The organism is Sphingomicrobium nitratireducens (assembly GCF_026157035.1).
In the GTDB taxonomy this organism is placed as follows: domain Bacteria; phylum Pseudomonadota; class Alphaproteobacteria; order Sphingomonadales; family Sphingomonadaceae; genus Sphingomicrobium; species Sphingomicrobium nitratireducens.
The window spans coordinates 383,626-406,988 of the sequence record NZ_JANJZA010000001.1 but is presented as its reverse complement, the minus strand read 5'-3'; the positions used below and the strand labels follow the sequence as shown (position 1 = coordinate 406,988).

The following is a 23,363-nucleotide window of genomic DNA, read 5'->3' as shown; positions in this document are numbered from 1 at the left end:
TTGCGGCGATGCAGCAAGGCGGCTAAGCCTCCCTCCATGATTTTCGCCCTCTTCCAGATCGTCGACATGCTGCTGCAGGTCCTGACGTGGATCATCATCGGCCAGGTCATCCTGTCCTGGCTGTTCGCCTTCAACGTGATCAACCCGCATTCGGGCTTCGTGCGCACCCTCGTCGAGGTGCTCGAGCGGATCACCGCGCCCTTCTACCGGCCGATCCGCAAGTTCATGCCCGACTTCGGCGGGCTCGACTTCTCGCCGCTCGTCCTGCTGCTCGCCATCTACATTGTGCGCCAGCTGCTTTACGGGGTCGCGCTCGAATTGGGGCCGACCGTCCTGTGAGCCTGATCGACGGCAAGGCCAGCGCCGCACAAGTTCGCGCGCGCGTCGCGCAAGGCGTCGCCGCCTTTCGCGAGAAGACGGGCCGCGCGCCCGGCCTCGCCGTCGTCCTCGTGGGCGAAGACCCCGCCTCGTCCGTCTATGTCCGCTCGAAGGGCAAGGCGACGCTCGAGGCCGGCATGGAAAGCTTCACCCACCGCCTTCCCGCCGACACCGACGAAAACACGCTCCTCGCGCTCATCGACCAATTGAACGGCGATCCGCGCGTCGACGGCATCCTCGTCCAGCTGCCGCTTCCCGGCCATCTCGATGCCGACAAGGTCATCGCCGAGATCGATCCCGCCAAGGATGTCGACGGCTTCCACGTCATCAACGCGGGCCGCCTGTCGGTCGGACAGGACGCGCTCGTCCCGTGCACGCCCTACGGCTGCATCCACCTGTTGAAACAGCAGCATGGCGACCTGTCGGGCCTGCATGCGGTCGTCGTCGGCCGCTCCAACATCGTCGGCAAGCCGATGGCGCAATTGCTCCTATCGGAAAACGCCACCGTCACCATCGCCCACAGCCGCACGAAGGATTTGCCCGCCCTGGTCCGCCAGGCCGACATCGTCGTCGCAGCGGTCGGGCGCGCGGAGATGGTCAAGGGCGACTGGATCAAGCCCGGCGCGACCGTCATCGACGTCGGCATCAACCGCCTCGATCCCGCGCCCGGCGAAGACAAGGGCCGCCTCGTCGGCGACGTCGCCTTCGCCGAGGCCGAACCGCATGCGGGCGCGATCACCCCGGTCCCGGGCGGGGTCGGCCCGATGACCATCGCGATGCTCCTTCGCAACACGCTCGTCGCCGCCCACCGCCGCGAGGGCCTCGCCGATCCGGAGGGCCTGTGATCCTCGCCGCGCTCCTGCTTGCCGCCAGCGAACCGGCCAGCGAACCGGCCAGCGTCATCGACGCCGAGCGCGCCTTCGCCGCCGACGCGCAGGAATTCGGCCAGTGGACCGCCTTTGCCAAGTGGGCGCGCGAGGACGGCGTGCTGGTCGGCCGCAGCGTGGTCAACGCCAAGGAGTTCGCCGGCGCGCAGGAAAATCCCGCGCAAGCGCTGCGCTGGTGGCCGGTCAGGAGCTTCCAGAGCTGCGACGGCAAGATGGCGGTCAATATCGGCGGCTGGGAAGACCCGGAAAGCGGGCATGCCGGCCGCTTCCACACCGTCTGGTCGCTCGGCGAAGAGGGCTGGCGCTATGTCGTCGACCTCGGCGCGACGGGCGCTGCCGCCCTTCCCGATACGGGCGGCGTGGAAATCGAGCGCGCGACGTGCCGCAATCGCGAAAATGCCGCGATGGACAAGATGGCCCCACCGTCGCTCGATCCCCTACGCGGCGCCTCGGACGACGGGACGCTGCTGTACGTCGCGGGTGTCGGGCCCGACGGCGACAAGCACCTCATGATCACCCTGTGGGACGGGGACCACCCCGAACGCGTCTACGTGTTCGAAACCCCGCGCGGAAAGCCTGCCCAATGATCGAATTGTTCACCACCGCGCTCATCACCTTCATGGTGATCGTCGATCCGCCGGGCAACGCGCCGATCTTTGCATCGCTGACGCGCCACGCGAGCGCCGAGCAGAAGCGCCGCATGGCGATCCGCGCCGCGGTCGTCGCCTGGTGCATCCTGCTCTTCTTCGCGCTTCTGGGCGAACCGATGCTGGCCGCGCTCGGCATCAGCCTCGACGCCTTCCGCATCGCCGGCGGCATCATGCTGTTCATGATCGCGCTGGACATGGTGTTCGAAAAGCGCACCGAGCGCCGCGAGGAACGCGCCAAGGAAATCGAGGGCACGCCCGAGGCCGAGGACGTGTCGGTCTTTCCGATGGCGATCCCGATGATCGCGGGCCCCGGCACGATCGCAGCGACCATGCTGATGACGGGGCGCGCCGCAGGCACGACCGAGTGGCTGATCGTGATGGGCGCGCTCACGCTGACCATCCTCGTCACGCTCCTCGCCTTGCTCGCCGCAGGCCCGCTGATGCGACTGATCGGGGCCAAGCTCGAAGCGATGATCACCCGCCTGCTCGGCGTCATTCTGGCCGCGCTTGCCGCCCAATTCGTGGTCGACGGGCTGCGCGCCGCCTTCGGCCTCTAGCGCAGCTTCCAGACCCGGTTCGGGTTGCCCTCGGGCAGCGCGATCTCCTCGAGCCAGTCGAACCGCTCGCCTGCCGAAAGCCTGGCGACCAGCGTGCCCCTGGTGCGATCGCTTTCGCGGTCGAACAGCGCGATATGCGCGCGGCACAACAGCAGATAGTCCGCCTTCGCATCGGCCAGCCTCGCCCGCGCTTCGTCGGGCTTCGCGCGCAGCGTCTCGAACACCGCGACGATCTCGTCGTCGTTGCGATGGTAGGGCCCGGTCACCGTCGTATGCGGGGTCATCACCACCAGCCGCGGCGCCATGTCGATAAAGGTGTAGACATGCCCCGCCGGCAGCGCCGCGATCGGCGCCATGTTCGTACGCGTCGAGCAGGCCTTGCGCGACACCGAGCCCGCGGCCGCTTCCTCGACTTCGGTCTGCTCGTCCTTGGACTTGGGCAGATATTCCCCGGCCAGCAGCGGCAGCGCTCCGAGGCCCATGACCGCCACGACACTGGTGCCGAGCACGCGCACCAGCGCCCGTTTCGAGGTCCATGTCATCGGCACCAGCATCCACAGGAAGCCGACCGCGCCGGGCAACGCGAGCAGCTGCGCCGCCGCCACCACGCGCACCTGCCAGAATGCCAGCAGGAAGCCGAGCAGTGTCGCCAGTCCGATCGCGATCGTCGAGCGCAGGGGCCGCCCTTCCCGCCGGGCGCGCAGGAACAACAGGACATAGCCAGTCACCCCGATCAATGGCAGCGACATCAATCGCATCTGGCTCGACAGCGACATGTCGAAGGCGGGCTTGGCTTCGCGCACGTTGGACAGCCACAAGCGGTCGGCCGCTTCCGAGACGCCTTCGAGCCGCTGCAGGCAGTGCGGGAAGGCGAACGCGTGGAAAGCGGCGAGGACCATGGCGGCACCAACGGCGAGTGCGAGGCGTACCTGCCAGCGCGCGGACGATTTCCATCCGATCGCGACCAGCAACGCGCCGCCGACCAACGCATCGGAGAGCCATACGCTCGACAGCGCATCGCAAACCGCGCCCCGGTTGGCTTGGGACGCGAATACGAGATAACTCACCGCGGTTCCGCCTGCAGTCGCCGCGCCATAGGCCAGGAGACGACCGCGCTGTTCCGCGAAGAAGGTCCAGCTCATGACCGCGCCCGCACCCAGCAACGCGAGAAACAGGATCATCTCCAGCCCGACGCCCAGCGAGAGCGCGGTGGCAAGGCCAAGGACCGCACCGCCGCGCGCCGGATTCCGATCGGACAGGCCTGCCATGGCGAGCGCGAGGAAGGCGAGCTGCCAGTTGTGGTGGTCGATCCTGAGCGGCATGAAATTGGTGCTGACCGCGCTCGCAAAGAACAAGGCGACCATCGCCAGCGGCCATGCCTCGGAAGCCACCAGCCGTCGCACTGTCAGCGCGATCGCGAACGCGGCGATCAGCCCCGGCACGAACGGCGCCAGTGCCACTGCCCATTGCTCCGCAAGAACGCCGCCCAGCATGGGCGACAGCAGCAGGATCAGCCCCGCGATCGGCAGGTCGGCCAGGCGCGACCAGTGGATGTTCGCCCCGCCGGGCGGCTCCATCCGGTACTGCCTGAGGTCGTACCAGCCCTGACCGCCCAGCCAGTCGCGAACCTGCGCGAGGCGCGTATTGTCGTCCGTATCGCCCAGCTGAAGATCGGCCAGCCAGTGATAGCGCAACACGAGCATCACGACCGCGAACAGCAGCCACAGGAGCAGCACGCCCGCCATCCAGTGACGCCGCGTCCACTCGATCACCCGTTGTGTCATACCCTTCCCCCTCGCTCGCCCTTGCTGTAGCGAACGGGCAAAGAGGGGCAAAGGGAAACACGATGCGACGCCACATCGAAGCGCTCGATCCGGAGCATCGCGAAGTCGCCGGCCAGGTCGTCCGCTACGCCATCGCGGGCCTCGCCATCACCGTGTCCTTCGCCTTCGTCTACTGGCTGGTCACCGAGCTGACCGGGATCGATCCGATGATCTCGCTGACCATCGTGTTCATCGCCTTCAGTTTCCTGAGCTACGCGGTCCACGGTCGCTTCAGCTTCCGCGGGCACGGATCACGCGACCGCCCGCACGTGCGCACCGCGCGCTTCTTCGTCACCAACATCACGGGCTTCCTCGTCAACCAGTTCTGGGTGTGGTGGCTGGTCCACCGGCTGGGCGGCGAAACCTGGTGGCCGACAATCCCGTTTGTCCTCGTCACCCCGTGGGTCACCTTCTTCCTCCAACGCAAATGGGTCTACGCGTAAACTTTCCGTTCAACGGACAGTCAGAAAGGGAGGCCTAGCCTCCCCGCCACCGAAACCAGTGGGAGACAGGAACATGAGGTTGAGGTCCCTGATCATGATGACCGGCGCGGCTTTCGTCGCGCTGCCCGCCGCCGCCGCGCAGGACGAACCAGGCGAGGACAAGGTGATGCGCCACGAAGTGCGCGCCTTCGCCTTCGCGGGCGCCGACACGCGCGAGGAAGCCGCCAAGCGCGCGGGCGAGCGGTTCGACCGCCGCGACAAGAATAAGGACGGCTATCTCGACGCCGAGGAACGCGTCCCCGCGATGCTGCGCCACCGCGAGCGGATGGCCGGCATGCCGCCGATGCCGCACGCGATGGGCATGAAACACGACCCGGCCGAGATGTTCGACAAGATGGACACCGACAAGAACGGCGCGATCAGTCGCGAGGAATTCGACGCCCATCACGAGGCGATGAACGGCGAGCACGGCATGCACGCCATGATGCTTCCCGACGCGGACGGCGAGGGTCACAAGCGCGTGATGATCCGCACGCTCGAACTCGACGGCGATGCCGACCTCGACGAGGAGACCGACCGCATCGTGTCGCAGGTCATCGAGGATGAAAATCTCGAGCCCGGCGAGAACGTGATCGTGCGCCGCATCGAAGGCGGCAAGGACGGCACCTGGCACGGCAAGGACGGCGGCAAGCATCGCATGATGCGCCTCGGCCGCGCGATGGAGCGCTGGGAAGACAGCGACACCGACAAGGACGGCCGCATCAGCCGCGACGAGGCGATCGCGACCGCGCTCGCGCGCTTCGACGAGGCCGACACCAATGGTAACGGCAAGATCGACGAAGACGAACGCAACGTCGTCGTCGAGCGCATCGTCAAGCGCGACTGACGCGCCACACCGGCGTCCCAATACGGGCCGGGCACACCGCCGGGTGTCGCCCGGCCTTTACGCATGAGGGCAATGCGGGTCATACTCCGCCCCTGTTGCGTGATGGCCTTTGGGGGGCACGATGGACGTCAGCTTGCATCGCCAGATGGCGAGGACCGACGAGGTGCACTGGTGGTATCGTGCGCGGCGCGCGATCCTGGCCGACTTCATCACGCGCCGTGTAGAGCTGCCGGCTGCCGCCCGCCTGATCGAGATCGGCACCGGCACCGGACACAATCTCGGGATGCTCTCCCGCTTCGGCCAAGTCGACGCAGTCGAACTAGAAGCGGAATCGCGAGCAGTTGCTCAGCAGCGCCTCGGGAGACCAGTGATCGATGCCGCGATGCCGGACCTGGAGGGAGTTCCTGACCGAGCCTACGATCTAGCGTGCCTGTTCGATGTGATCGAACATGTCGAGCATGACATTCCAGCCTTGTCGGGGCTTCACCGGCTTCTCAAGCCCGGCGGAACCGTCGTCGTCACAGTGCCTGCATACCAATGGTTGTGGAGTGAGCATGACGAAGTGAACCAGCATTTCCGCCGCTATACGCGAAGGCGACTGATCGACGCAGCAAACGCAGCAGGATTCGACGTTTCCTTCGCGAGTTACTTCAACACCTTTCTGTTTCCAGCGGTGGCTGTAGCGCGCATCGCCTCGCATGCGAAAAAGGGGGCTGCCGTCGGCACCGAGTTGCCTCGTCCCTCTATCAATCGCCTCTTGCATTTCATCTTTTCGTTGGAGCGACCCTTCGCGGGCCGCCTTCCACTCCCGTTCGGTGTTTCGATCGTCGCGCATCTCGTGCCGCGACAAGCGTGACCTCAGGAGTAATCTAATGGAACTGAGCATCATCGTGCCCGTCAAAGACGAGGAGGCGTCGGTCGCCCGCTTCGTCGATCACGTCGTGCCGATCCTCGAGGCGCTGGACGATCCGGTCGCCTCGTCGTTCGAGATCATCTTCGTCGATGACGGGAGCGGCGACGACACCTTGCCCAGGCTGGCCGACCTCCATGCGCGCGATGCGCGCGTCAAGGCGATCAGCCTGTCGCGCAATTTCGGCAAGGAAGGCGCGCTGGCCGCCGGCATCGAACATTCGCGAGGCCGCGCTGTCATCCCCATCGACGTCGACCTGCAGGACGACCCCAAGGCGATCCCTGCCATGATCTCCAAGTGGCGAGAGGGCGCGGACATCGTCTACGGCATCCGTGCCAATCGCGAAGCCGACAGCTTTTCCAAGCGCATGACCGCCGATCTCTATTACCGCACCCACAACATGATCAGCAGTGAGAAGATCCCGATGCATGCCGGCGACTATCGGCTGATGGATCGCAAGGTGATCGACGTCCTGCGGTCGATGCCCGAACGCAATCGCTTCATGCGCGGCCTGTCGACCTGGGCCGGTTTCCGCGAGGAGGCCGTCGAGTTCGTCCGGCCCGACCGCGAAGAGGGAGAGAGCAAGTATAATTACCGGCGCATGTGGATGCTCGCGATGGACGGGATCACTTCGTCCTCGACCCTGCCGCTTCGCGTCTGGAGCTTCCTCGGGGCCGGGATCGCCACCCTCACTTTGCTCTACGCCGCCTTCATCGTCGTGCGGACCCTGATCTTCGGTCGTGACGTCCCGGGTTATGCCTCGCTCATGGTCGCGGTCCTGTTCTTTGGCTCGATCCAGCTCATTTCGCTGGGCGTGCTCGGCGAATATGTCGGGCGCATCCTCGTCGAGACCCGCCGCCGACCGCTCTACATCGTGCGCGAAGGGATCGGGATCGACCTCGACGATCCGCGCGTGGCTCGCAGCTTCGATCGCCGCCTCTAGCGGTCGACCTCGAAAAGCGTCATCGACCCGCGCCCGGCCACCGGGCGCAGGTCCGGGCTGGGCTCCACCGGCATCTCGCCCACGACCAGCACATTGTCGAACGCGGCGCGCGGGAAATTCGCCATCGACCATTCGAACGGCCTGGTATCCTTGCGGCCGCACGGGGCGTGCTTGGTCACCTGACTGGGATCATTCTGCCATTCGCCCGCAGGAAGATGAGAAATTTCGAGCCCGTTCGCTCCCCCCATCTTCCACTGATCGTTTGAGAAGCCGTCATTCAGTGCGACATTGAAGGCCCCAAGATGGCCTGACCGCGGCAGCGCCCAGATGTTTCCGCAATCGGGCAGCGTCAGTTGCAGCAGTCGCGTGCCCTGCGGCAGCGGCTCGATCAGCGCGATCGCATCACGTTGATCGCGTGTCGCGATGGCGCCGCTCGCCGCAAGCAGCCCGACCCTGACCGCCAGCAAGCCGAGGATGCCCCATGCGAACAGCGCCTCTCGTCGCTCGTCCCGCTTGCCGGCCGCCACGATCGCCAGCAGGCCCAGCGCCAGCGCAAACTGGTAGATGCGCATGTCGGCATAGTTCGACCCGAACACGATCCGCGGGAGAAGGAGGAAGACGAGGAACATGATGCCTGCAGGCAGCGCGAGTTCGCCGTCGAACCGCACGCCCTTGCGCCGCGCGGCGAGATACAGGGCCAGCAGCGGGACGGTGAAGAGGTAGACGTCCGCCAACAGCCAGCGGTCGCGCAAGGGGGCTACCAGGAACATGCCCTTGGTCTTGAGGTCTGCCCAGTAGGCGATTTCGGCGCTCGCGCCCGCCCGCCAGAAGACGAGCTGTGCCAACGGAAGGCACAACGGAAGACAGTCCATTCCCGCCTTCCATGCCGCCGCGATCCACCCCGCTCCCTGCGCACGGTGACGCATCAGCTGGTGCGAACCCACCATCAGGCCGAGGACGCCCCACGCGTAGACGTGCGAGAAATAGACGATCAGCGATAGCGGCACGATCAGGAGCGCACGCAGCCACCCCCGCCCGTCCAGACGTATCCATAGCCAGAAGACCCAAAAGGCCAACGCGATCCCCAGCGCGAAGTTGACGAACCCGAAGATGAAATGATGGCCCGTCACGAACGGGATCGCGAGCAGGGTGAAGGGGTGCAGGCGCCCGTGCACCTGCCTCGCCACCGCCCAGAACCCGGTGACGGTCAATGGCGGGATCGCCAGCACGGTCCACTTGACCGTCGCCAGCAGGCCGACGTGCGGCGCGAGCGCGAGCACCACGAGGTCGACGCCGAGGTTGCCGACCGGCGCCATGCTGTAGCGATACCATTGGGACAGGGTCGCGGACTGCCCGCCGTCGAGCATGACCGCATAGCGCCCGACATGGCCCGGCAGGTCGGTCAGCGGCGGGATCGGCGCGAACGCGAACGGCAGGGCGAAGACTAGCCCGAGCAAGAGCCAGGTCGACCCGCGCTCCCACCAGTCGTGCGTGTCGCCCGCCGGCATTGCCCTATCCCGCCAGCCGCTCGCGGTAGAGCGCTTCGGTCTCGACCATGTAGTCGCGCGTGATCGGCAGTGCGCGCCGGTCGCGCACGTACTGGACCTGGTAGTTGCACGCCGCCCCGTCCTCGAACATCACGATCCCGCCCGACAGGTAGAAGCACCACATCCGGTAGAAGCGCTCGTCGTACAGCCGGATCACGTCCTTGCGATGCTTCTCGACCCGCTCGAGCCAGTGCCTGAGCGTATAGGCGTAATGCAACCTGAGCGTTTCGACGTCGCTCGCGATCAGTCGCGATTTCTCGCTCGCCGTGCACATCTGCGAGAGCGAGGGGATGTGATAGCCCGGGAAGATCCATTTGTCGGTGAACGGGTCGGGCGCGCCCGCGCTGCCCAGCTTTCCGATCGTATGCAGCAGCATCACCCCGTCGGGCTTGAGCAGCCGCCGGCACGCCGCGTAGAATTCATCGTAATGCGCCTCGCCGACATGTTCGAACATGCCGACCGAGACGATCCGGTCGAACTGCCCCTCAAGCTTGCGATAGTCGACCAGTTCGAACTTCACCTTGTCGGCCACGCCCGCCGCCTCCGCCTTGGCGCGCGCGTAGGCGAGCTGCTCGGTCGACAGCGTGATGCCGGTGACCCTGACGCCCGCGACCTTGTTGAGTGCCAGTGCGAGCCCGCCCCAGCCCGAGCCGATGTCGAGGACATGGTCGCCTTCGCGCATATGCAGCTTGGCCGCGATGTGCGCGAGCTTGTCGCGCTGCGCGGTCTCGAGGTCGTTGTCGGGGTCGGTGAGGTAGGCGCAGCTATACTGGCGGCGCTGGTCGAGGAAGAGATCGTAGAGATCGTTGCCCAGATCGTAGTGATGCGCGACGTTGCGGCGCGAGGCGGCGGGCGAGTTGCGGCGGATCCAGCGCTTGACGCCGGTCAGCTTGCCGCGCGCGAAGAAGCCGCCAGACGCCTTGCCTTCCTCCCAGCGATTCGACTTCTGCACGATTTCGAGGAAGTCGAGGATCGAGCCGTTCTCGATCGTCAGCCGCCCGTCCATGTAGGCCTCGCCCAGCTTGAGGCGCGGGTTGAGGACCAGTTCGCGCGCGACCTTGCGGTCGTGAAGCCGCACGACGAGCGGCTCGCCCGAACCCTTGCCGACCTCGTGCACCTCGCCGTCCGGACCGACCAGCTTCAGCCGTCCGTCGGTCAGCAGGCCGTCGACCAGCTTGGACACCATTGCGAGCATCATCGTCTCCCCTCGAATTGATCGCGACCCTGCCCGCTGCGTTCGCGCGGCGCAAGCGCACTCGCGATTGCCCCAGATCAATTCGAAGCGTAATGTCCGCTCCACGACACAAAGGGGGAGGGTCTCATGGAAGACCAGCTGAAGACCGGCGCCGCGCCGGTCACGTCGGCCGAGCGTATCGGCGAACTCGACGTGCTGCGCGGCTTCGCCCTGTTAGGCGTTCTCCTTGCGAACCTCGGCTGGTTCGCATTTACCGGCAACACCGCCACCGGCGAGCAGCGCGAGGCGTGGCTGGCCGCAAGCGACAACCGCGCCGCGCTGCTCGGCCTGTCCTGGCTCGTCTCGGACAAGGCCAACACCTTGTTCGGTACGCTGTTCGGCATCGGCTTCTGGGTGATGATGGAGCGGCTTCGCGCCAAGGGCGCGGACTTCGAGCGAATCTACCTGCGGCGCCTCGTCGTCCTGACCGTCTTCGGCTTCATCCACATGTTCTTCATCTGGCCGTGGGACATCCTCCACATGTACGCGCTGATGGGCTTCGCCCTGTTCGCGCTGCGCGGCCTTTCGATGAAGGCGATGCTGTGGGCAGGGCTGGTCCTAGGCCTGTTCGCCAAGCCGACGATCGACTGGATCCGCAAGATCACCGGGCTCAAGGACTGGTCGGAAGGCGTCGTGTTCAACGATAGCGCCGAAGCCGCTCGCCAGCAGGTCCTCCATGGCGGCGATTACGGCGCCTGGGTCGCCAACTATTACGAGGTCGCCAAGTACGAATACGTGCTCGGCGCGCTGGTCGTCGGCTGGCTGCTCTACGTGCTCGGCCGCTTCCTCGTCGGCGCGTGGATCGCGCGCAAGGGCTGGTTCCAGCGCATGGGCGACCTGCTCCCGCAGGTGCGCCGTCTGTGCATGGTCACCCTGCCGCTGGGTCTCGCGATGGAGGCGCTTTACACGGCGATGGAGTTCGACTTCCTGTCGGCCCCCGAACCGCTCCCGCATTTCCTTCACTATCTCGGCGTGCCGATCCTCGACATCGGCTATGCGACCGGGCTCATCCTTCTGTTCCACTCGGGAAGCTGGTCGTTCCTCGCAAGGATGTTCGCACCGGTCGGGCGCATGGCGCTCACCAACTACGTGATGCAGAGCTTCCTGCACATGTTCGTGCTGACCGGGATCGGCCCGGGCCTCGCGCTAGCCGGCCGCATCGGACCGGCGCAGGTGATGGCGCTCTGCTTCGCCTTTTTCGCGCTGCAGATCGTCTTCTCGCACCTGTGGCTCAAGGCCTTCCGCTTCGGCCCGCTCGAATGGGCGTGGCGCGCGCTGACCTACGGGGAGATGCCGGCGATGCGGCGCCTGGCTCAGGCCTGACCGGCCGCCGCCTCGCGATCGATCTGCGCGCGTGACTTCTTCTCGGCCGCGGTCTTCAATTGGCCGCACGCCGCATCGATGTCGCGGCCGCGGGGCGTGCGCACCGGCGCGGAAATGCCCGCTTCGAACACGATGTCGCTGAACCGCTTCACGCGTTCGGGGGTCGAGCATTCGTAGGGCGCGCCGTCCCACGGGTTGAACGGGATGAGATTGACCTTCGCGGGCAGCTTGTAGTGCTTGAGCAGCCGCACCAGCTCGCGCGCATCCTCGTCCGTGTCGTTCTTGTCCTTGAGCATCACATATTCGAACGTGATGCGGCGCGCATTGTTGGCGCCAGGATAGTCGGCGCACGCCTGCAGCAGTTCCTCGATGCCGTACTTCTTGTTGATCGGCACGATCTCGTCGCGGATTTCCTTGGTCACCGCGTGGAGCGAGACGGCAAGGTTGACGCCGATCTCGTCGCCGCAACGCCCCATCATCGGCACCACGCCCGATGTCGACAAGGTGATGCGGCGCTTCGACAGGCCGAGCCCATCGCCGTCCATGACGATGTGAAGCGCCTGGCTGACATTGTCGAAATTGTAGAGCGGCTCGCCCATCCCCATCATCACGATGTTGGTGAGCATGCGGCCTTCCGGACGGCTCGGCCATTCGCCCAGCGCGTCGCGCGCCAGCATTACCTGCCCGACGATCTCGTTGGGTTCGAGGTTGCGGACAAGACGCATCGTGCCGGTGTGGCAGAAGCGGCAGTTGAGCGTGCACCCGACCTGGCTCGACACGCACAGCGTCCCGCGGTCGGCATCGGGGATGAACACCATCTCGTAGTCGTGGCCGTCATGCGTGCGCAGCAGCCACTTGCGCGTGCCGTCGGTCGAGACCTGCGCCTCGACCACGTCGGGACGGCGGATGGTGAAGCGCTCCTCGAGCCACGGCTTCTGCGCCTTGGCGATATCGGTCATCGCCTCGAAATCGGTCGCACCGCGATTGTAAATCCAGTGCCAGATCTGCTTGGCGCGCAGCTTGGCCTGCTTCTCCGCCATGCCCGCTTCGATCAGGACCGTGCGCAGCACCTCCTTGGGCAGGCCGACGAGGTTGATCCGCCCGTCTGCCATGGGCTGCGGGGCCCGCGCGACAGGCACGGGATCGACTTGGCCGGGAATCGGCATCAGGTTGGTATCGGCGCTCATGAGTGGGCGCCACATAGGGGCAAGCCCCTCATTTTTCCAGTGAATTCGCGCACGCTGCCGCGGCCGCGTCGATCGCCGTATTGACCCCGTCGAGGGGGTAATAGTCGGTGAAACGCCCGCCCGAGGTCGCGTGCCCCGTCACCCGCATCCGCGCGCCAGTGCGCAGCGCATCGACGATCGCCAGCCCCTGTTCGCCGTCCTTGGTCCACGCCTGCCGCCCCTCGCCTTCGAGAAGGAAGCTCGCTTCGTCGACCGCCAGCATCACGCTCGATCCGGCCCGCTGCAACCGACGCAACTGGACGTTGAGCCCGACCATCCGCCCGCTTTCGTCGAACACGAAGCGGGCCAGCGGTTGGCGCTCCTTGTCCGTCAGATGCCGCCAAGCGCGCCCGCGCGCCTCGCACGTCCCGTCGTCCAGCCGGAAGGCAGCCCAGCGTCCGTCGGCGGCCACCGTCTCGGGCGCCACCAGCGCTGCGAGCAGCGCCGCGATCATCACACCAGTCCGCGCTCGAATGCGGCCATCAGCAGCGAGCCGGCCGCCACCGCGACGCCGTAGCTGACCATCCGGCCGCGCTTCTTCTCGCCCAGCCCGACGCCGCGCGTGACCATCGTGACGATGACCAGCACCGCCCCCGCCAGCGCGATCGCGGCCAGCGTCTGCAGCGCGCCGATGACCGAGAACCAGACGAGCGCCGCCACCGTCAGCTTGACGTCGCCGCCGCCCATCCAGCCGGCCGAGAACATGAAGGTGCCGAGTGTCAGTCCGACGACGAGGATGGCGAGGTTCTTCCACGCGTCGACCTCGAAGCCGACCACGAAGATCGCCGCCACTGCCGCGACCAGCAGCGCGAGCACGGTCCAGTTGCTGATCTTCATGCGCCACACGTCCTCGACCGCGGCGGCCAGCAGGAGCGCGGCGAAGATGGCGGCCAGCCAGTCGGGCACCATTGCGATCAAATTCATTTCTTCCCCCCGATCCGCGCCAGATTGTCGGCGGCGCGCTTGTACCATCGGCTAGAAGCTTCGAGCGCGCGGGTAAAGGCGGCGACGGCCTTGGGCTTGTCCCCCTGCGCCGCCGCGACCACCCCCGCATCGTTGAGGCGCGCGGCATAGTTCGCCCCGTTTTCCCCCGGCCTTCGCACCGGCAATTCCGCGCTCATCGCCATGCGGGCCAGGTCGCGATTAGCGAGGATTTTCGGGTTTTCGGGTGCCAACCGCGCCGCCGCCTCGAGCGGGACGAGCGCATCGGCCCATTGCCCCTGCAGCAGCAATGACCAGCCGAGATTGTTGAGCAACTTGGGTTCTTCGGGCGCCATCGCCAGCCCCGCGGCATAGGCCTCGCGCGCGACCTCGTAGCGCCCGTCCCGGTCGGCCATCACTCCCATCGCGTTGAGCGTTGTCCAGCGCGTCGCCTGCGCGATCGAGAGGCGCGACAGGAGCGCACGCGCCTCGGTCTCCTTGTCCAGTTCGAGCGCCGAGATCGCGGCGCGTTCGATCAGGATCGCGTCGTCGGGATTGGCCGCGAGCAGCTGGCGATAATAGGCCAGCGCGCGCTCATGCTTGCCTTCGGCAAAGTCGAGGTCGGCCATCAGCCGGTCGAGCGGCTCCCCGCGCGCGCCTTGCCGCACTGCTTCGGCCAGCATCGCGCGCGCCTGAATGGTCCGCCCCATCGAAAGCGCATGCGCCGCCTCGTCGAGTTGGGCGCGCACCTCGGTCGGGAGCGGCTGGGCCGCCCCCAGCGCGAGGGCCAGTGCTAGGATCATCAGCCGCGAACGGCCGGCTGCCAATCGAACCCGGCAGCATCGCTACCGAGGTGGAGCACCATCTCCGTGACCGGCCCCGGCTGCGCGACGATGCGGAAGCCGAAGCGCCGCGCCAGTACCAGCGCTTCCTCGCGCCGACCCTTGGGATAGAGCAGGATCGAATGGCGCCGCGCGGTGGGCGACCGGTCGATCGTGACGTTGGCCAGCCCCTGCGCGTCGAGATGCTCGCGCGCCAGTTCGGCAACCCGCGTCGATTGGCCCGCCGCGACCAGCAGGACGGGCGCGGGCTCGACCGCCGAGCGTGTCAGCGCAGGCGGGTTGAGCAGCGGCCGCGCGACCTTTGGCATGTCGAGCAGGGCGACCTTGTCGCTGCGGATTTCGAGCGGACGATCAGCGGGAAGTTCGGGCCTTTCGGGCGCGCTCGCCAGCGTCACCACCGGCGGCTCCTGCCAGATCGGATCGGCACTGGTGACGAGCGCCACCTCGCCCCCGCTCAACCGCTCGAGCCGCGGGCCCGGTGCGGCCACCGGCGCGGCCACGGCGACAAGATCGGGCTCGGGCGCGGCGATGCGCTGCGGCGCGAACTCGACCGTCTCGGTCACGAGCGAGCCCGACACGACCTTGGTGCGCACTCCAGGCGCCTTGGGCGCATTGGCCATCACCCGCGCGGGCGCGGCAACGCGTTGCGGCATCGGCCTGGCGGCGGCGGCGGGCAGGCGCACGGTCACGCCGGACGCGCGCAGTGGCTCGGGCACGACCGCAAGCGATCCTGCAACCAGTTCGGGCCGCGAGGGCGGGCCGAGAAACTCGACCGGGCGTTCGGGAAGGCTCGCGAGCGCCTTTTCGGCCGCGGCCAGCGCCTCGCGCGCCTCGATCGCTTCTGCGGCGAAATCGGGACGGGCGTGCGCCGCGGCCAGCACGCGCTCGCGCTCCGCCGTCAATTCGGCTTGGTCGAATTCGGGTTCGGCAACGGGAGCCGGCATCGGGGCCGGCGCCTCGGTCTCGGCCTCGACCGACGCCATCGTCGCCAGCGCCTCCTCGCGAGCCGCCAGCGCGGCCGCACGCGTCTGCGCTTCGGCCATCACGCGCGCGGCGTCGACCGGGCGACCCTGGCGCTTGAGCGATGCTGCGAGCATCCGGTAGAGCCGCGGCTCGTCGGGCCGCAGTGCCAGCGCTTGCTGGTAATGGTTCATCGACAGGTCGAAGCGTCCCATCTGGTCGTAGGCGCGCGCGATGCCAGCATGCGCCCCGACACTGGTCGGCGAGGTGCGCAGCGCCTTCCTGTACGATTCGAGCGCCAGGCCGATATTGCCGAGCCGCATCTGTCCGGCCGCTTCCGCGAGCCGGTCAGCGACCGCCATGTCGCCCTGCTGGATGGGCGAGGCGATCTGACGGATCTCGATCTTGTCGGATGCACAGGCCGCGACCGCCAGGGCGGTGAGCGAGCTAGCAGCGAGCGTGAACGTACGGGTCATGGATCATTCTCCCCCCAATGCAGGCAGCATCACGCGCACCATGCGGATCACCGCGGGCACCATCAGCACGCCGATCATCACCGGCAGCATGCAACCGACCAGCGGCACCGACAGCAGCACCGGCAGGCGGTGTGCCTTTTCCTCGGCGCGCATGCGGCGTTTGTCGCGCATTTCCGCAGCATAGGTGCGCAGCGTCTGCGCGACCGACGACCCCAGCTTGGTCGACTGGATCAGCAGCGTCGCGAAGGCGCGGATCTCGTCGACGCCGGCGCGGTCCGCCATGCGCCTGAGCGCGTCCTCGCGACTGCGACCGGCGCGCAACTCGAGCACGACCGCGCCGAACTGTTCGGCGAGCAGCGGGTGCGATCTTGCCATTTCCATGCCGACGCGGCTGAAGGCCGTCTCGATCCCGAGCCCCGCTTCGACGCACACTAGCATGAGGTCGAGCGCGTCGGGAAACCCATTGATGATGGCTTCGCGCCGGCGGTCGGCCTTGGCACGAATGAACAAGGAGGGGACGTAAAGGCCAGCGGCTGCGGAGATGATCGTCGCGAAGTAGAGTTTGACGAGGCTCGGACGCTCGCCGAGCAGGTAGGTGTAGGTGATGACGAGGATCGGCAGCACGATCACGGCAGTCAGCCGGACCAGCGTGTAGACGCGCGGGGCGACCGGCGACTTGTAGCCCGCTGCGATCAGCCGTTTGCGCAGCGTTTCGTCCTTCGTGTCGACGAGGTTGACACCGGCTTTCTCGACCGCGTTGACAAGATCCACCCAGCGCCCGCGCGTGACGTCCGCACGCAGGGACAGTCCGTCGGCGTCGACTTCATGTTGGCCGGCCGCGGCGTCGAGACGCTCTCGCACCGCCGCTCGCCCCGTCACCGACTGGCCGACGAAATAGACCAGCGCGACGACCGCGAGAAAGAGAAGGGCGAGGACGACCAGGCGCGCGCCGTCACTTTCTAGGATCAAGTCGAACATCGGCTACACCTTGAGGTCGATCATCTTGCGGATCATCATGACGCCGATCACCCACATCAGGATGAGAACGCCGAACGAGGGAATGAACATCGGGTCATCGGCGACGTCGAGGAAGAAGGACGAGTTGCCGAGGAAAGTGATTACCAGCGCGACCAGCGGTAGGACCGAGAGCATCAACGCGGTCATGCGCCCCTCGCTGGAGAGGGCGCGGACCTTCATCACCATCGCCTGACGTTCGCGGATCACCTTCGTGAGGTTCTCTAGGATCTCCGCCAGATTGCCGCCCGTCTCGGACTGGACCGACAGCGACACGACGAACATGCGGATGTCCTCGATGTCCCAGCGGTCGGCCATCTCATCGAGCGCGTCACGTAGGTCGGCGCCATAGGTCACCTCGTCGACCACGAGGCCGAATTCGCTGCCGATCGGGTCGGGCATTTCGGTGGTCAGCAGTTCGAGCGCGGCCGCGACCGGGTGGCCCGCGCGAAGTCCGCGCACGAACACGTCGAGCGCCACCGGGAACTGTTCGCCCATCCGGCGCCGGCGCCGCGTCGCCATGACCCGCAGGATCGTCATCGGGAAGGCTACCCCGAGAACCGCCGCGACCGTTCCCAGAAGCAGGATGCGTCCCGGGGAAATCACGTACCCGGCCAGCGAAAAGAGCAGGACGAAAGCCAGGAAGATCGCCAGCGGCAACACCATCAGCAGCACGACGATGCGGCCCGCCCCGGTCGTGATCCCTGCCTGGACCAGCAACTGGTGAATCCAGCTTGCCCACCCGCCCAGAATGCTCGGCATATTGCTGCGCGGATCGTAATCGCCGCGACGCAGGATGAGCATGGTCTCTTCGTGCGTCGCACCCTTGGCGATCATGTCGAGGCGCTTGTTGATCGCCCCACCCGCCGCGCGGCTGCGGATCACACCGCCGACGATCCGCTCGACGATGATCAGCACCGCCGCGAAGACGAGCGCCAGGATGAGGGCGCGCAGCCAGATATCCATCAATCGAACCTCGTGTCTGGCCGGAAGAGTTCGGGCGACAGGTCGACGCCATGCGCCATCGTCTGGTCGAGGAAGCGGGGCCGGATGCCGGTCGCCTCGAACACGCCCTTGACGATGCCCTCGCTATCGATACCGGTCTGGCGGAAGCGGAAGATCTCCTGGAGCGTGATGACGTCGCCTTCCATGCCAGTAATTTCCGACAGGCTGACCAGCTTGCGACGGCCGTCGGACAGACGCGAGACCTGGATCACGACGTTGATTGCAGACGCGATCTGCTGGCGCGCGGCCTTGGCGGGAATGTCGATCCCGCTCATGCCGATCATCTGCTCGACGCGGCTCAGACTGTCGCGCGGCGTATTGGCGTGAACCGTGGTCATCGATCCCTCGTGACCCGTATTCATCGCCTGGAGCATGTCGAATGCCTCCCCGGCGCGCACCTCGCCGACGATGATGCGGTCGGGACGCATGCGCAGCGCGTTCTTGACGAGGTCGCGCTGGGTTATTTCTCCGCGCCCCTCGATGTTGGGCGGGCGGGTCTCGAGCCGAGCGACGTGATCCTGCTGCAGCTGGAGTTCGGCCGAATCCTCGATCGTGACGATACGCTCGCTGTGGTCGATGAACGCGCTCATCGCGTTGAGCATGGTCGTCTTGCCCGAACCGGTGCCGCCCGAGATGAGCACGTTACGGCGTGCCTTGACGATACCCTCGAGCACTTCGGCCACCTGTTGCGGCACCGAGCCGATCTCGACCAGGCGGTCGAGGCTGATCGGTACCTTGGCGAACTTGCGAATGGAGAGCAGCGACCCGTCGAGCGCCAATGGCGGCACGACCGCGTTGACGCGGCTTCCGTCGGCGAGGCGCGCGTCAACCAGCGGTGAACTTTCGTCGATGCGGCGGCCGACCGCCGAGACGATCTTCTGGATGATACGGATGAGGTGACGCTCGTCCTTGAACCGCACCTTGGTCGGCTCGAGCACGCCGTAGCGCTCGACGTAAATGCGCTCGAACCCGTTCACCAGAATGTCGGTGATGGTCGTGTCCTTGAGGAGCGGCTCGAGCGGGCCGAGCCCGAGCAGTTCGTCGAGCACGTCCTCGACCATCTGCTTGCGCTCGGCAGCGTTGAGCGCGTGCTCGGTCCTGGCGAGCTCCTCGGCGACGAGGTCGCCGATCTCGTCGGCGATCTGCTCGCGCGACATGCTGTCGAGGGCGGAAAGGTTGATGCGGTCGAGCAGCCGCTGGTGCAGTTCCACCTTGAGGTCGGTGTGGAGGTCGCGCTGCGCAAAGGCCCCGGCATCGCCGGTGGTCATCAGTTTGCGGGCTTCCTCCCGATTGCGCCTGGCGAAATCGTCGTTGGCGCTGCCGTCATGGGCGTCTTCTGCGGTCATGCCCTTGGATTTCTTGATCTGCCACATCGTCTAGCGCTCCAGTCCGAGACCGGCGGCCAGCCCGCCGTCGAGCAGGTCGAGATCCTTGCCCAGGGCGCTGCGCCGCTTCACGTGCGCGATGGGCACCCCGCGCTCCAGCGCCTCGCTCATCGTCGCATGGTCGTTGCAGACAGTGTAATCGACCTGTCGGCCCAGCACATGCTCCGCGTCCGCGCGCGTCAGTTTCTTGAACAGTCCCTTTTCGAACCGGTTGACAACGACCCGAACGTCGATGTTCCCGAGTCCCTGTTCCGAAAGGAGATCGAGCTGGCGTCGCGCCCGGTTGAGCGACGGGATCGACAGTTCGGTCACCATCACGACGATGTCGGCGCGCCCGACCAGAGACAGCGACCAATTGGTCCAGTTCATCGGCAGGTCGACGAATACCGTTCCGAACTCGCGCTTGGCCAGATCGAGTATGCGAAAGGCGTGGTCGGCGTCGAGCGCCTCGAGCGGCAAGATCTCGGGCGGCGCCGCGACGATCTTGAGTCCGCTGGGATGGTCGGTCGCGGTCGACCGCAGCAATTCGCCGTCGATCCGGTCGCCGGCTTCCACGAGATCCGCAAGGGTAAGTCGCGGACGCAGGCCGAGCACGAAGGCGGCATCGCCGAACTGCATGTCGAGATCGAGCAGGCAGACTTCGCGCCCTGCCGCAGCCTCGCTCTCGGCAAAGCGCGTCGTGAGCTGGGACAGGAGCGAGGTCGCTCCCACTCCGCCCTCGGACTTGATGAACATGACGGAGCGTTCGTGGCCGGACGCCTGGCTGCGCTTGCGAGCGGCAAACTCTTTCGCCAGCGGATGGATCGATGCTTCAAGGTCGGCAATATCGAGCGGGAGCGGAACGACGTCGTGGGCGCCCGCGCGGATCAGCTGGCGGACGAACGCCAGCGGCGGCTCGAACGCGGCCGCCAGGAGCGGGGTCGACGTCGCGGCTGCGATCTCGGCGAAACGCTGGATGCCCTCGTCATCGTCCGGCCGGATCTGGATTACCGCCGCCGCCGCGCCGCGTAGGTCGTTCGGGCCAAGCTCCGTCTTGTCGTCGATGATCGAAAGCTGGAGCGGAAAGCCGGCCACTTCGACGCCGGCCAGTGCCCCGGGATCGCCCGCCGCACCGGTCAGGAACAGCAGCACCGGCGGGTGGTGTCCGCCTGCGTGCCATCCCTTGCGGTCGTGGGCATTGGGATCGATGATCGACATGACGCCTTACGCTCCTAGTGACTCTGAGTGCCCGATATGTCCTCGGCGGTCAGCGAGGCGCGTTCGGTCGGAAGGGTAAACGAGGTCAGCAGCATCGCCGTGACCGGCTGGAACTCGAGGCCCGAAACGGTCACCGTGACCAGAGGGGAGATGTCCGGGCCGCCAGGGTTTCCTGCATAGCCAAGGCCCGATCCTGAATAGGTGACGGTGACATTGTCGGCGGCGATCTGCGGATAATGGAGTCGCATGCGCGCCACGATCGCGTTGAACGCCGCCGAACTGTAGGTCGTCCCGCCAAGCGGCGAGCAGGTGCCCGTGCAGGTGCAGCTCGTGTCGTCGCACACGACCTTGCCCAGCCCGGCTGCCGGAATCCGGTCTCCTTGTGTCAGCGTGACCCCACCCACCGTCTTCCCGACATAGTCGGCCGACGCGAGCTTGCCCTCGACCGGGTCGGTGACGATGGCGAAGCGCACGCCCTGCGCCGCGGCCTTCTTCACCTCGTTGAGTTCCCACATCATGCGGCCGGCATCGATGATGCCGAGCATGAACAGGGCGAGCAGCGGCACGACCATGGCGAACTCGGCGGCACCGGCGCCGCGCGTGTCGAGAAGGAGGCGGCGCAGCGTCATATGCCCATCACCGCGGCTTGGCCCCGGGCATTGAGCTGGGTCATCGGGTCGAACCCGAACAGGACGAACACCGACTGGTGCGGGATCGATGCACGCACCGTGACGACCGGTGCCCCGCTCGTAGAGTCGGCGTAGATTCCATCCATCGTGACATTGTTCCCCGAGTAGGAGACCGCGCTGACGCAGCTGAGCGTCATCGTGAAGCTTTCGCCTGTCTCACCCCAGCCCCACAGGAGATCGGGGTCCGAACTGTCCAGCGAACCCTTCTGGACGATCCGCTTCGTATTGGTCGACAGCGTACTCGACGGCGTCCAGCCGGAGCAGGTCGCGAATTCGGAAAAGGGTTGGCGCGACGCATAGCGAGCGCCGTCGCGCACGGCCTCGACCAGACGATGCTCGCTGTAGAGATAGAACCCCAGCTCGATGGCCCCGGCGAGGATGACCATCAGCAACGGCAGCGCGAGCGCGAACTCGGCCGCCGCCGCGCCGCGGCGGCACTGGCGAAGTCCGCGGTTCTTCATTTGAGGAGATACGGCGTGTCGCGCCGCACCGGCAGGTTGTTCTCGCCATTGCTGACGTCGATCTTCTCGACGAATTCGACGTAGAGATCCTTGTCGCGAGTCCACAGGTCGGATTCGTTGCCGGTGCCGCGCTTGAGCGTCGGCTCGACCATGAAGACGTTGATCCAATCGGCTACCTCGACATTGGTCGTCTTGCCCTTGACCACGAGCGCCTGGCAATTGAGCACCGCGATCGCGATCAGGCGGCGATCGGGCTGACTCGCACTGAAATCGACACCGCCGACGCCGGAGGCGGGACGCGAATGGGCGTAATTGCTGCCCACGGCCTGAGCGTTGTCGATGCCGACGCCGCTGAAATTGGGGTTCGAAAGCTCCCAACGATAGACGTCGTAGCGGCGCGGGAACGTGAAGGTGGACACCCCGGTGTCGGGATCCGTGGTCGTGAAATAGGTCTTCCACGTCGCCGAATCCCAGCCGTAATTCACCCGGAAATAGGCATCGGCGTCCCATTGGCCGTTGCCGGCGATCCCGCATGTGAACTGGCCGATTTTCCCCGAGTGGCAGTAGTCGTGCGGATAACCCATGATCGCGGGGTCCATCGAACCGTCGCTCGGGAGCGCGCCCTGCACCGTCGGCGTGGACGCATCCGAGTCATGATCGACGAAATTGGGATTGTAGGGAACGTGCTGCCACGCCCCCGTGCAGGCGAGGTCAGACCCGGGGCACGCCAGGTCCTTGCGCGTATTCATCGCAGGCGAGCAAACCCCGCCCGGCTGGCTCGGGCAGTTGTTGCCGTTTTCCATCACGTCGAAACGAGTGTTGATGGCGGTCAGCACCGAGGTTGTCATGCCAGGCTTGGTCGTCACGCCCGAGGTCGGCTGACAGTAGCCAGGCGGACTGTTGTAGCCGAGCGAACCCTTGAGCGCGTTGGCCCCCGTGCCGATCCCGGATTCGAGCCAGCCGAAATTGCCCGGCACCGTTGCATCGCCCGTCACGAGGCGCAATCCGGCACCCCTGGCCGGATTATAAGACAGCGTCTCGCTCGTGTTGGTCGGAGGCTCGTCGGGATTGCACAGCATGATCGGCGGGGTCTTGCAGATCGCCGAGCCCAGCCCGGCGACCGCGACGCCCGTCGCGGTACCGCGAAACGCCCCGACTACGGGCGTCAGCGCGAAGTTGGCTGTGCGCCCGACCGTTTGCACACACACGAAATGCGCGTCGGCATCGGTCGTCACCTTGTTGGCGCTCGGGCATGCGTTGCCGTTCGCGACCTGCGCATGGGCGGCCGTGGCGTAGAAGGACACCGACGCGATGCCGATCGCACGCGCACCGCTGTCGTTGGACAACAAGGTACGGTTCTCGATCAGGCGGTTGGCGGCGGCCGTCGCGCGGGTGATCGTCCCGCTATTCTGGTCGAGTTGGGTCGCGGCGGCGAGCGCCGCCTGGTCGGCCGCGCTTTGCATTTCGGTATCGAGGGTCGCCAGCCGGGCATAGTCGAACGCGACGCCGCCGGCTGCGACGAGCAGGAAGGCGGTTAGCCCGATGGTCGGGGCGACTGCCCCGTCCTCATTACGCCAGAACTTTTCATACCGAGCCATGATCCATG

General features: G+C 66.4%; 24 protein-coding genes. 9 read left to right on the top strand and 15 right to left on the bottom strand.

Annotated elements, in window-relative coordinates; genetic code table 11:
* Nucleotides 1–36: 36 nt before the first annotated feature.
* The 4 genes from NNY25_RS02035 to NNY25_RS02020 are packed head-to-tail and all read left to right on the top strand — an operon-like array spanning nucleotide 37 to nucleotide 2,472.
* Nucleotides 37–339, top strand: a complete 303-nt coding sequence (locus NNY25_RS02035; protein WP_265569693.1) for a YggT family protein — start codon at nucleotides 37–39, stop codon at nucleotides 337–339.
* Complete coding sequence (gene folD / locus NNY25_RS02030) at nucleotides 336–1,223, top strand: bifunctional methylenetetrahydrofolate dehydrogenase/methenyltetrahydrofolate cyclohydrolase FolD (protein ID WP_265569691.1); 888 nt, start codon at nucleotides 336–338, stop codon at nucleotides 1,221–1,223. The genes NNY25_RS02035 and folD overlap by 4 nt, the downstream gene beginning before the upstream one ends.
* Complete coding sequence (locus NNY25_RS02025; RefSeq protein ID WP_265569690.1) at nucleotides 1,220–1,852, top strand: hypothetical protein; 633 nt, start codon at nucleotides 1,220–1,222, stop codon at nucleotides 1,850–1,852. The genes folD and NNY25_RS02025 overlap by 4 nt, the downstream gene beginning before the upstream one ends.
* Nucleotides 1,849–2,472, top strand: coding sequence for a MarC family protein (locus NNY25_RS02020; RefSeq protein ID WP_265569689.1), 624 nt, complete (start codon nucleotides 1,849–1,851; stop codon nucleotides 2,470–2,472). Before NNY25_RS02025 ends, NNY25_RS02020 begins: the two co-directional genes overlap by 4 nt.
* Here the strand turns inward: NNY25_RS02020 and NNY25_RS02015 are convergent.
* A complete protein-coding gene (locus tag NNY25_RS02015; RefSeq protein WP_265569688.1) occupies nucleotides 2,469–4,244 on the bottom strand; it encodes an AcrB/AcrD/AcrF family protein in 1,776 nt (591 codons plus the stop codon). The genes NNY25_RS02020 and NNY25_RS02015 overlap by 4 nt on opposite strands.
* Before the next feature lie 74 nt (nucleotides 4,245–4,318).
* Here NNY25_RS02015 and NNY25_RS02010 point away from each other — a divergent pair, with 74 nt between their 5' ends.
* The 4 genes from NNY25_RS02010 (at nucleotide 4,319) to NNY25_RS01995 (ending at nucleotide 7,477) form a co-directional block, all read left to right on the top strand.
* Nucleotides 4,319–4,738 carry a GtrA family protein gene (locus tag NNY25_RS02010; RefSeq protein ID WP_265569687.1) on the top strand — a complete coding sequence of 140 codons (420 nt, stop codon included), beginning with the start codon at nucleotides 4,319–4,321 and terminating at the stop codon, nucleotides 4,736–4,738.
* Nucleotides 4,739–4,811: 73 nt separating this feature from the next.
* Nucleotides 4,812–5,624 (top strand): EF-hand domain-containing protein, encoded by an 813-nt coding sequence (locus tag NNY25_RS02005; protein ID WP_265569686.1) that lies wholly within the window; start codon nucleotides 4,812–4,814, stop codon nucleotides 5,622–5,624.
* Between the two features lie 145 nt (nucleotides 5,625–5,769).
* Nucleotides 5,770–6,480, top strand: a complete 711-nt coding sequence (locus NNY25_RS02000; RefSeq protein ID WP_265569685.1) for a class I SAM-dependent methyltransferase — start codon at nucleotides 5,770–5,772, stop codon at nucleotides 6,478–6,480.
* Between the two features lie 16 nt (nucleotides 6,481–6,496).
* Nucleotides 6,497–7,477, top strand: a complete 981-nt coding sequence (locus tag NNY25_RS01995; RefSeq protein ID WP_265569684.1) for a glycosyltransferase family 2 protein — start codon at nucleotides 6,497–6,499, stop codon at nucleotides 7,475–7,477.
* Here NNY25_RS01995 and NNY25_RS01990 read toward each other — a convergent pair.
* Entirely contained in the window at nucleotides 7,474–8,985 is a 1,512-nt protein-coding gene (locus NNY25_RS01990) for a hypothetical protein (protein ID WP_265569683.1), read from the bottom strand. The genes NNY25_RS01995 and NNY25_RS01990 overlap by 4 nt on opposite strands.
* A 4-nt stretch (nucleotides 8,986–8,989) precedes the next feature.
* Entirely contained in the window at nucleotides 8,990–10,222 is a 1,233-nt protein-coding gene (locus NNY25_RS01985; protein WP_265569682.1) for an SAM-dependent methyltransferase, read from the bottom strand.
* Between the two features lie 123 nt (nucleotides 10,223–10,345).
* Between NNY25_RS01985 and NNY25_RS01980 the strand changes: the two genes are divergently transcribed.
* The gene (locus tag NNY25_RS01980) at nucleotides 10,346–11,581 is read left to right on the top strand and encodes a DUF418 domain-containing protein (RefSeq protein ID WP_265569681.1); all 1,236 of its coding nucleotides are present in this window, start codon (nucleotides 10,346–10,348) and stop codon (nucleotides 11,579–11,581) included.
* On the opposite strand, the gene rlmN is transcribed toward NNY25_RS01980, so the two are convergent.
* The 12 genes from rlmN to NNY25_RS01920 form a co-directional block, all read right to left on the bottom strand.
* Entirely contained in the window at nucleotides 11,572–12,768 is a 1,197-nt protein-coding gene (rlmN, locus tag NNY25_RS01975; protein WP_265569680.1) for a dual-specificity RNA methyltransferase RlmN, read from the bottom strand. The two genes, NNY25_RS01980 and rlmN, sit on opposite strands and share 10 nt — an antisense overlap.
* A gap of 28 nt (nucleotides 12,769–12,796) precedes the next feature.
* The gene (locus tag NNY25_RS01970) at nucleotides 12,797–13,261 is read right to left on the bottom strand and encodes a hypothetical protein (RefSeq protein WP_265569679.1); all 465 of its coding nucleotides are present in this window, start codon (nucleotides 13,259–13,261) and stop codon (nucleotides 12,797–12,799) included.
* Complete coding sequence (locus NNY25_RS01965; protein WP_265569678.1) at nucleotides 13,261–13,731, bottom strand: prepilin peptidase; 471 nt, start codon at nucleotides 13,729–13,731, stop codon at nucleotides 13,261–13,263. The genes NNY25_RS01970 and NNY25_RS01965 overlap by 1 nt, the downstream gene beginning before the upstream one ends.
* A complete protein-coding gene (locus tag NNY25_RS01960) occupies nucleotides 13,728–14,531 on the bottom strand; it encodes a tetratricopeptide repeat protein (protein ID WP_265569677.1) in 804 nt (267 codons plus the stop codon). Before NNY25_RS01960 ends, NNY25_RS01965 begins: the two co-directional genes overlap by 4 nt.
* Entirely contained in the window at nucleotides 14,531–16,006 is a 1,476-nt protein-coding gene (locus NNY25_RS01955) for a tetratricopeptide repeat protein (RefSeq protein ID WP_265569676.1), read from the bottom strand. The genes NNY25_RS01960 and NNY25_RS01955 overlap by 1 nt, the downstream gene beginning before the upstream one ends.
* Nucleotides 16,007–16,009: 3 nt before the next feature.
* Nucleotides 16,010–16,984: a type II secretion system F family protein gene (locus NNY25_RS01950; RefSeq protein WP_265569675.1), complete on the bottom strand. Its 975-nt coding sequence runs from the start codon at nucleotides 16,982–16,984 to the stop codon at nucleotides 16,010–16,012.
* Nucleotides 16,985–16,987: 3 nt separating this feature from the next.
* Nucleotides 16,988–17,986, bottom strand: coding sequence for a type II secretion system F family protein (locus NNY25_RS01945; RefSeq protein ID WP_265569674.1), 999 nt, complete (start codon nucleotides 17,984–17,986; stop codon nucleotides 16,988–16,990).
* Nucleotides 17,986–19,293 carry a TadA family conjugal transfer-associated ATPase gene (locus tag NNY25_RS01940; protein ID WP_338112494.1) on the bottom strand — a complete coding sequence of 436 codons (1,308 nt, stop codon included), beginning with the start codon at nucleotides 19,291–19,293 and terminating at the stop codon, nucleotides 17,986–17,988. The genes NNY25_RS01945 and NNY25_RS01940 overlap by 1 nt, the downstream gene beginning before the upstream one ends.
* 108 nt (nucleotides 19,294–19,401) lie before the next feature.
* Entirely contained in the window at nucleotides 19,402–20,607 is a 1,206-nt protein-coding gene (locus NNY25_RS01935) for a CpaE/TadZ family protein (RefSeq protein ID WP_265569672.1), read from the bottom strand.
* Between the two features lie 14 nt (nucleotides 20,608–20,621).
* Complete coding sequence (locus NNY25_RS01930) at nucleotides 20,622–21,236, bottom strand: TadE/TadG family type IV pilus assembly protein (protein ID WP_265569671.1); 615 nt, start codon at nucleotides 21,234–21,236, stop codon at nucleotides 20,622–20,624.
* Entirely contained in the window at nucleotides 21,233–21,757 is a 525-nt protein-coding gene (locus NNY25_RS01925) for a TadE/TadG family type IV pilus assembly protein (protein WP_265569670.1), read from the bottom strand. The genes NNY25_RS01930 and NNY25_RS01925 overlap by 4 nt, the downstream gene beginning before the upstream one ends.
* A complete protein-coding gene (locus NNY25_RS01920; RefSeq protein ID WP_265569669.1) occupies nucleotides 21,754–23,355 on the bottom strand; it encodes a pilus assembly protein TadG-related protein in 1,602 nt (533 codons plus the stop codon). Before NNY25_RS01920 ends, NNY25_RS01925 begins: the two co-directional genes overlap by 4 nt.
* Between the last annotated feature and the right edge of the window lie 8 nt (nucleotides 23,356–23,363).

Coding starts and splice junctions, on each gene's coding strand:
- NNY25_RS01965 (WP_265569678.1), bottom strand. CDS start 13,731: ATGAATTTGATCGCAATGGTGCCCGACTGGCTGGCCGCCATCTTCGCC.
- NNY25_RS01955 (WP_265569676.1), bottom strand. CDS start 16,006: ATGACCCGTACGTTCACGCTCGCTGCTAGCTCGCTCACCGCCCTGGCG.
- NNY25_RS01935 (WP_265569672.1), bottom strand. CDS start 20,607: ATGTCGATCATCGATCCCAATGCCCACGACCGCAAGGGATGGCACGCA.
- NNY25_RS01990 (WP_265569683.1), bottom strand. CDS start 8,985: ATGCCGGCGGGCGACACGCACGACTGGTGGGAGCGCGGGTCGACCTGG.
- rlmN (WP_265569680.1), bottom strand. CDS start 12,768: ATGAGCGCCGATACCAACCTGATGCCGATTCCCGGCCAAGTCGATCCC.
- NNY25_RS01925 (WP_265569670.1), bottom strand. CDS start 21,757: ATGAAGAACCGCGGACTTCGCCAGTGCCGCCGCGGCGCGGCGGCGGCC.
- NNY25_RS01920 (WP_265569669.1), bottom strand. CDS start 23,355: ATGGCTCGGTATGAAAAGTTCTGGCGTAATGAGGACGGGGCAGTCGCC.
- NNY25_RS01960 (WP_265569677.1), bottom strand. CDS start 14,531: ATGATCCTAGCACTGGCCCTCGCGCTGGGGGCGGCCCAGCCGCTCCCG.
- NNY25_RS01945 (WP_265569674.1), bottom strand. CDS start 17,986: ATGGATATCTGGCTGCGCGCCCTCATCCTGGCGCTCGTCTTCGCGGCG.
- NNY25_RS01995 (WP_265569684.1), top strand. CDS start 6,497: ATGGAACTGAGCATCATCGTGCCCGTCAAAGACGAGGAGGCGTCGGTC.
- NNY25_RS01940 (WP_338112494.1), bottom strand. CDS start 19,293: ATGACCACCGGCGATGCCGGGGCCTTTGCGCAGCGCGACCTCCACACC.
- NNY25_RS01985 (WP_265569682.1), bottom strand. CDS start 10,222: ATGATGCTCGCAATGGTGTCCAAGCTGGTCGACGGCCTGCTGACCGAC.
- NNY25_RS02010 (WP_265569687.1), top strand. CDS start 4,319: ATGCGACGCCACATCGAAGCGCTCGATCCGGAGCATCGCGAAGTCGCC.
- NNY25_RS01980 (WP_265569681.1), top strand. CDS start 10,346: ATGGAAGACCAGCTGAAGACCGGCGCCGCGCCGGTCACGTCGGCCGAG.
- NNY25_RS02000 (WP_265569685.1), top strand. CDS start 5,770: ATGGCGAGGACCGACGAGGTGCACTGGTGGTATCGTGCGCGGCGCGCG.
- NNY25_RS02020 (WP_265569689.1), top strand. CDS start 1,849: ATGATCGAATTGTTCACCACCGCGCTCATCACCTTCATGGTGATCGTC.
- NNY25_RS02035 (WP_265569693.1), top strand. CDS start 37: ATGATTTTCGCCCTCTTCCAGATCGTCGACATGCTGCTGCAGGTCCTG.
- NNY25_RS01970 (WP_265569679.1), bottom strand. CDS start 13,261: ATGATCGCGGCGCTGCTCGCAGCGCTGGTGGCGCCCGAGACGGTGGCC.
- NNY25_RS02005 (WP_265569686.1), top strand. CDS start 4,812: ATGAGGTTGAGGTCCCTGATCATGATGACCGGCGCGGCTTTCGTCGCG.
- NNY25_RS01950 (WP_265569675.1), bottom strand. CDS start 16,984: ATGTTCGACTTGATCCTAGAAAGTGACGGCGCGCGCCTGGTCGTCCTC.
- NNY25_RS01930 (WP_265569671.1), bottom strand. CDS start 21,236: ATGACGCTGCGCCGCCTCCTTCTCGACACGCGCGGCGCCGGTGCCGCC.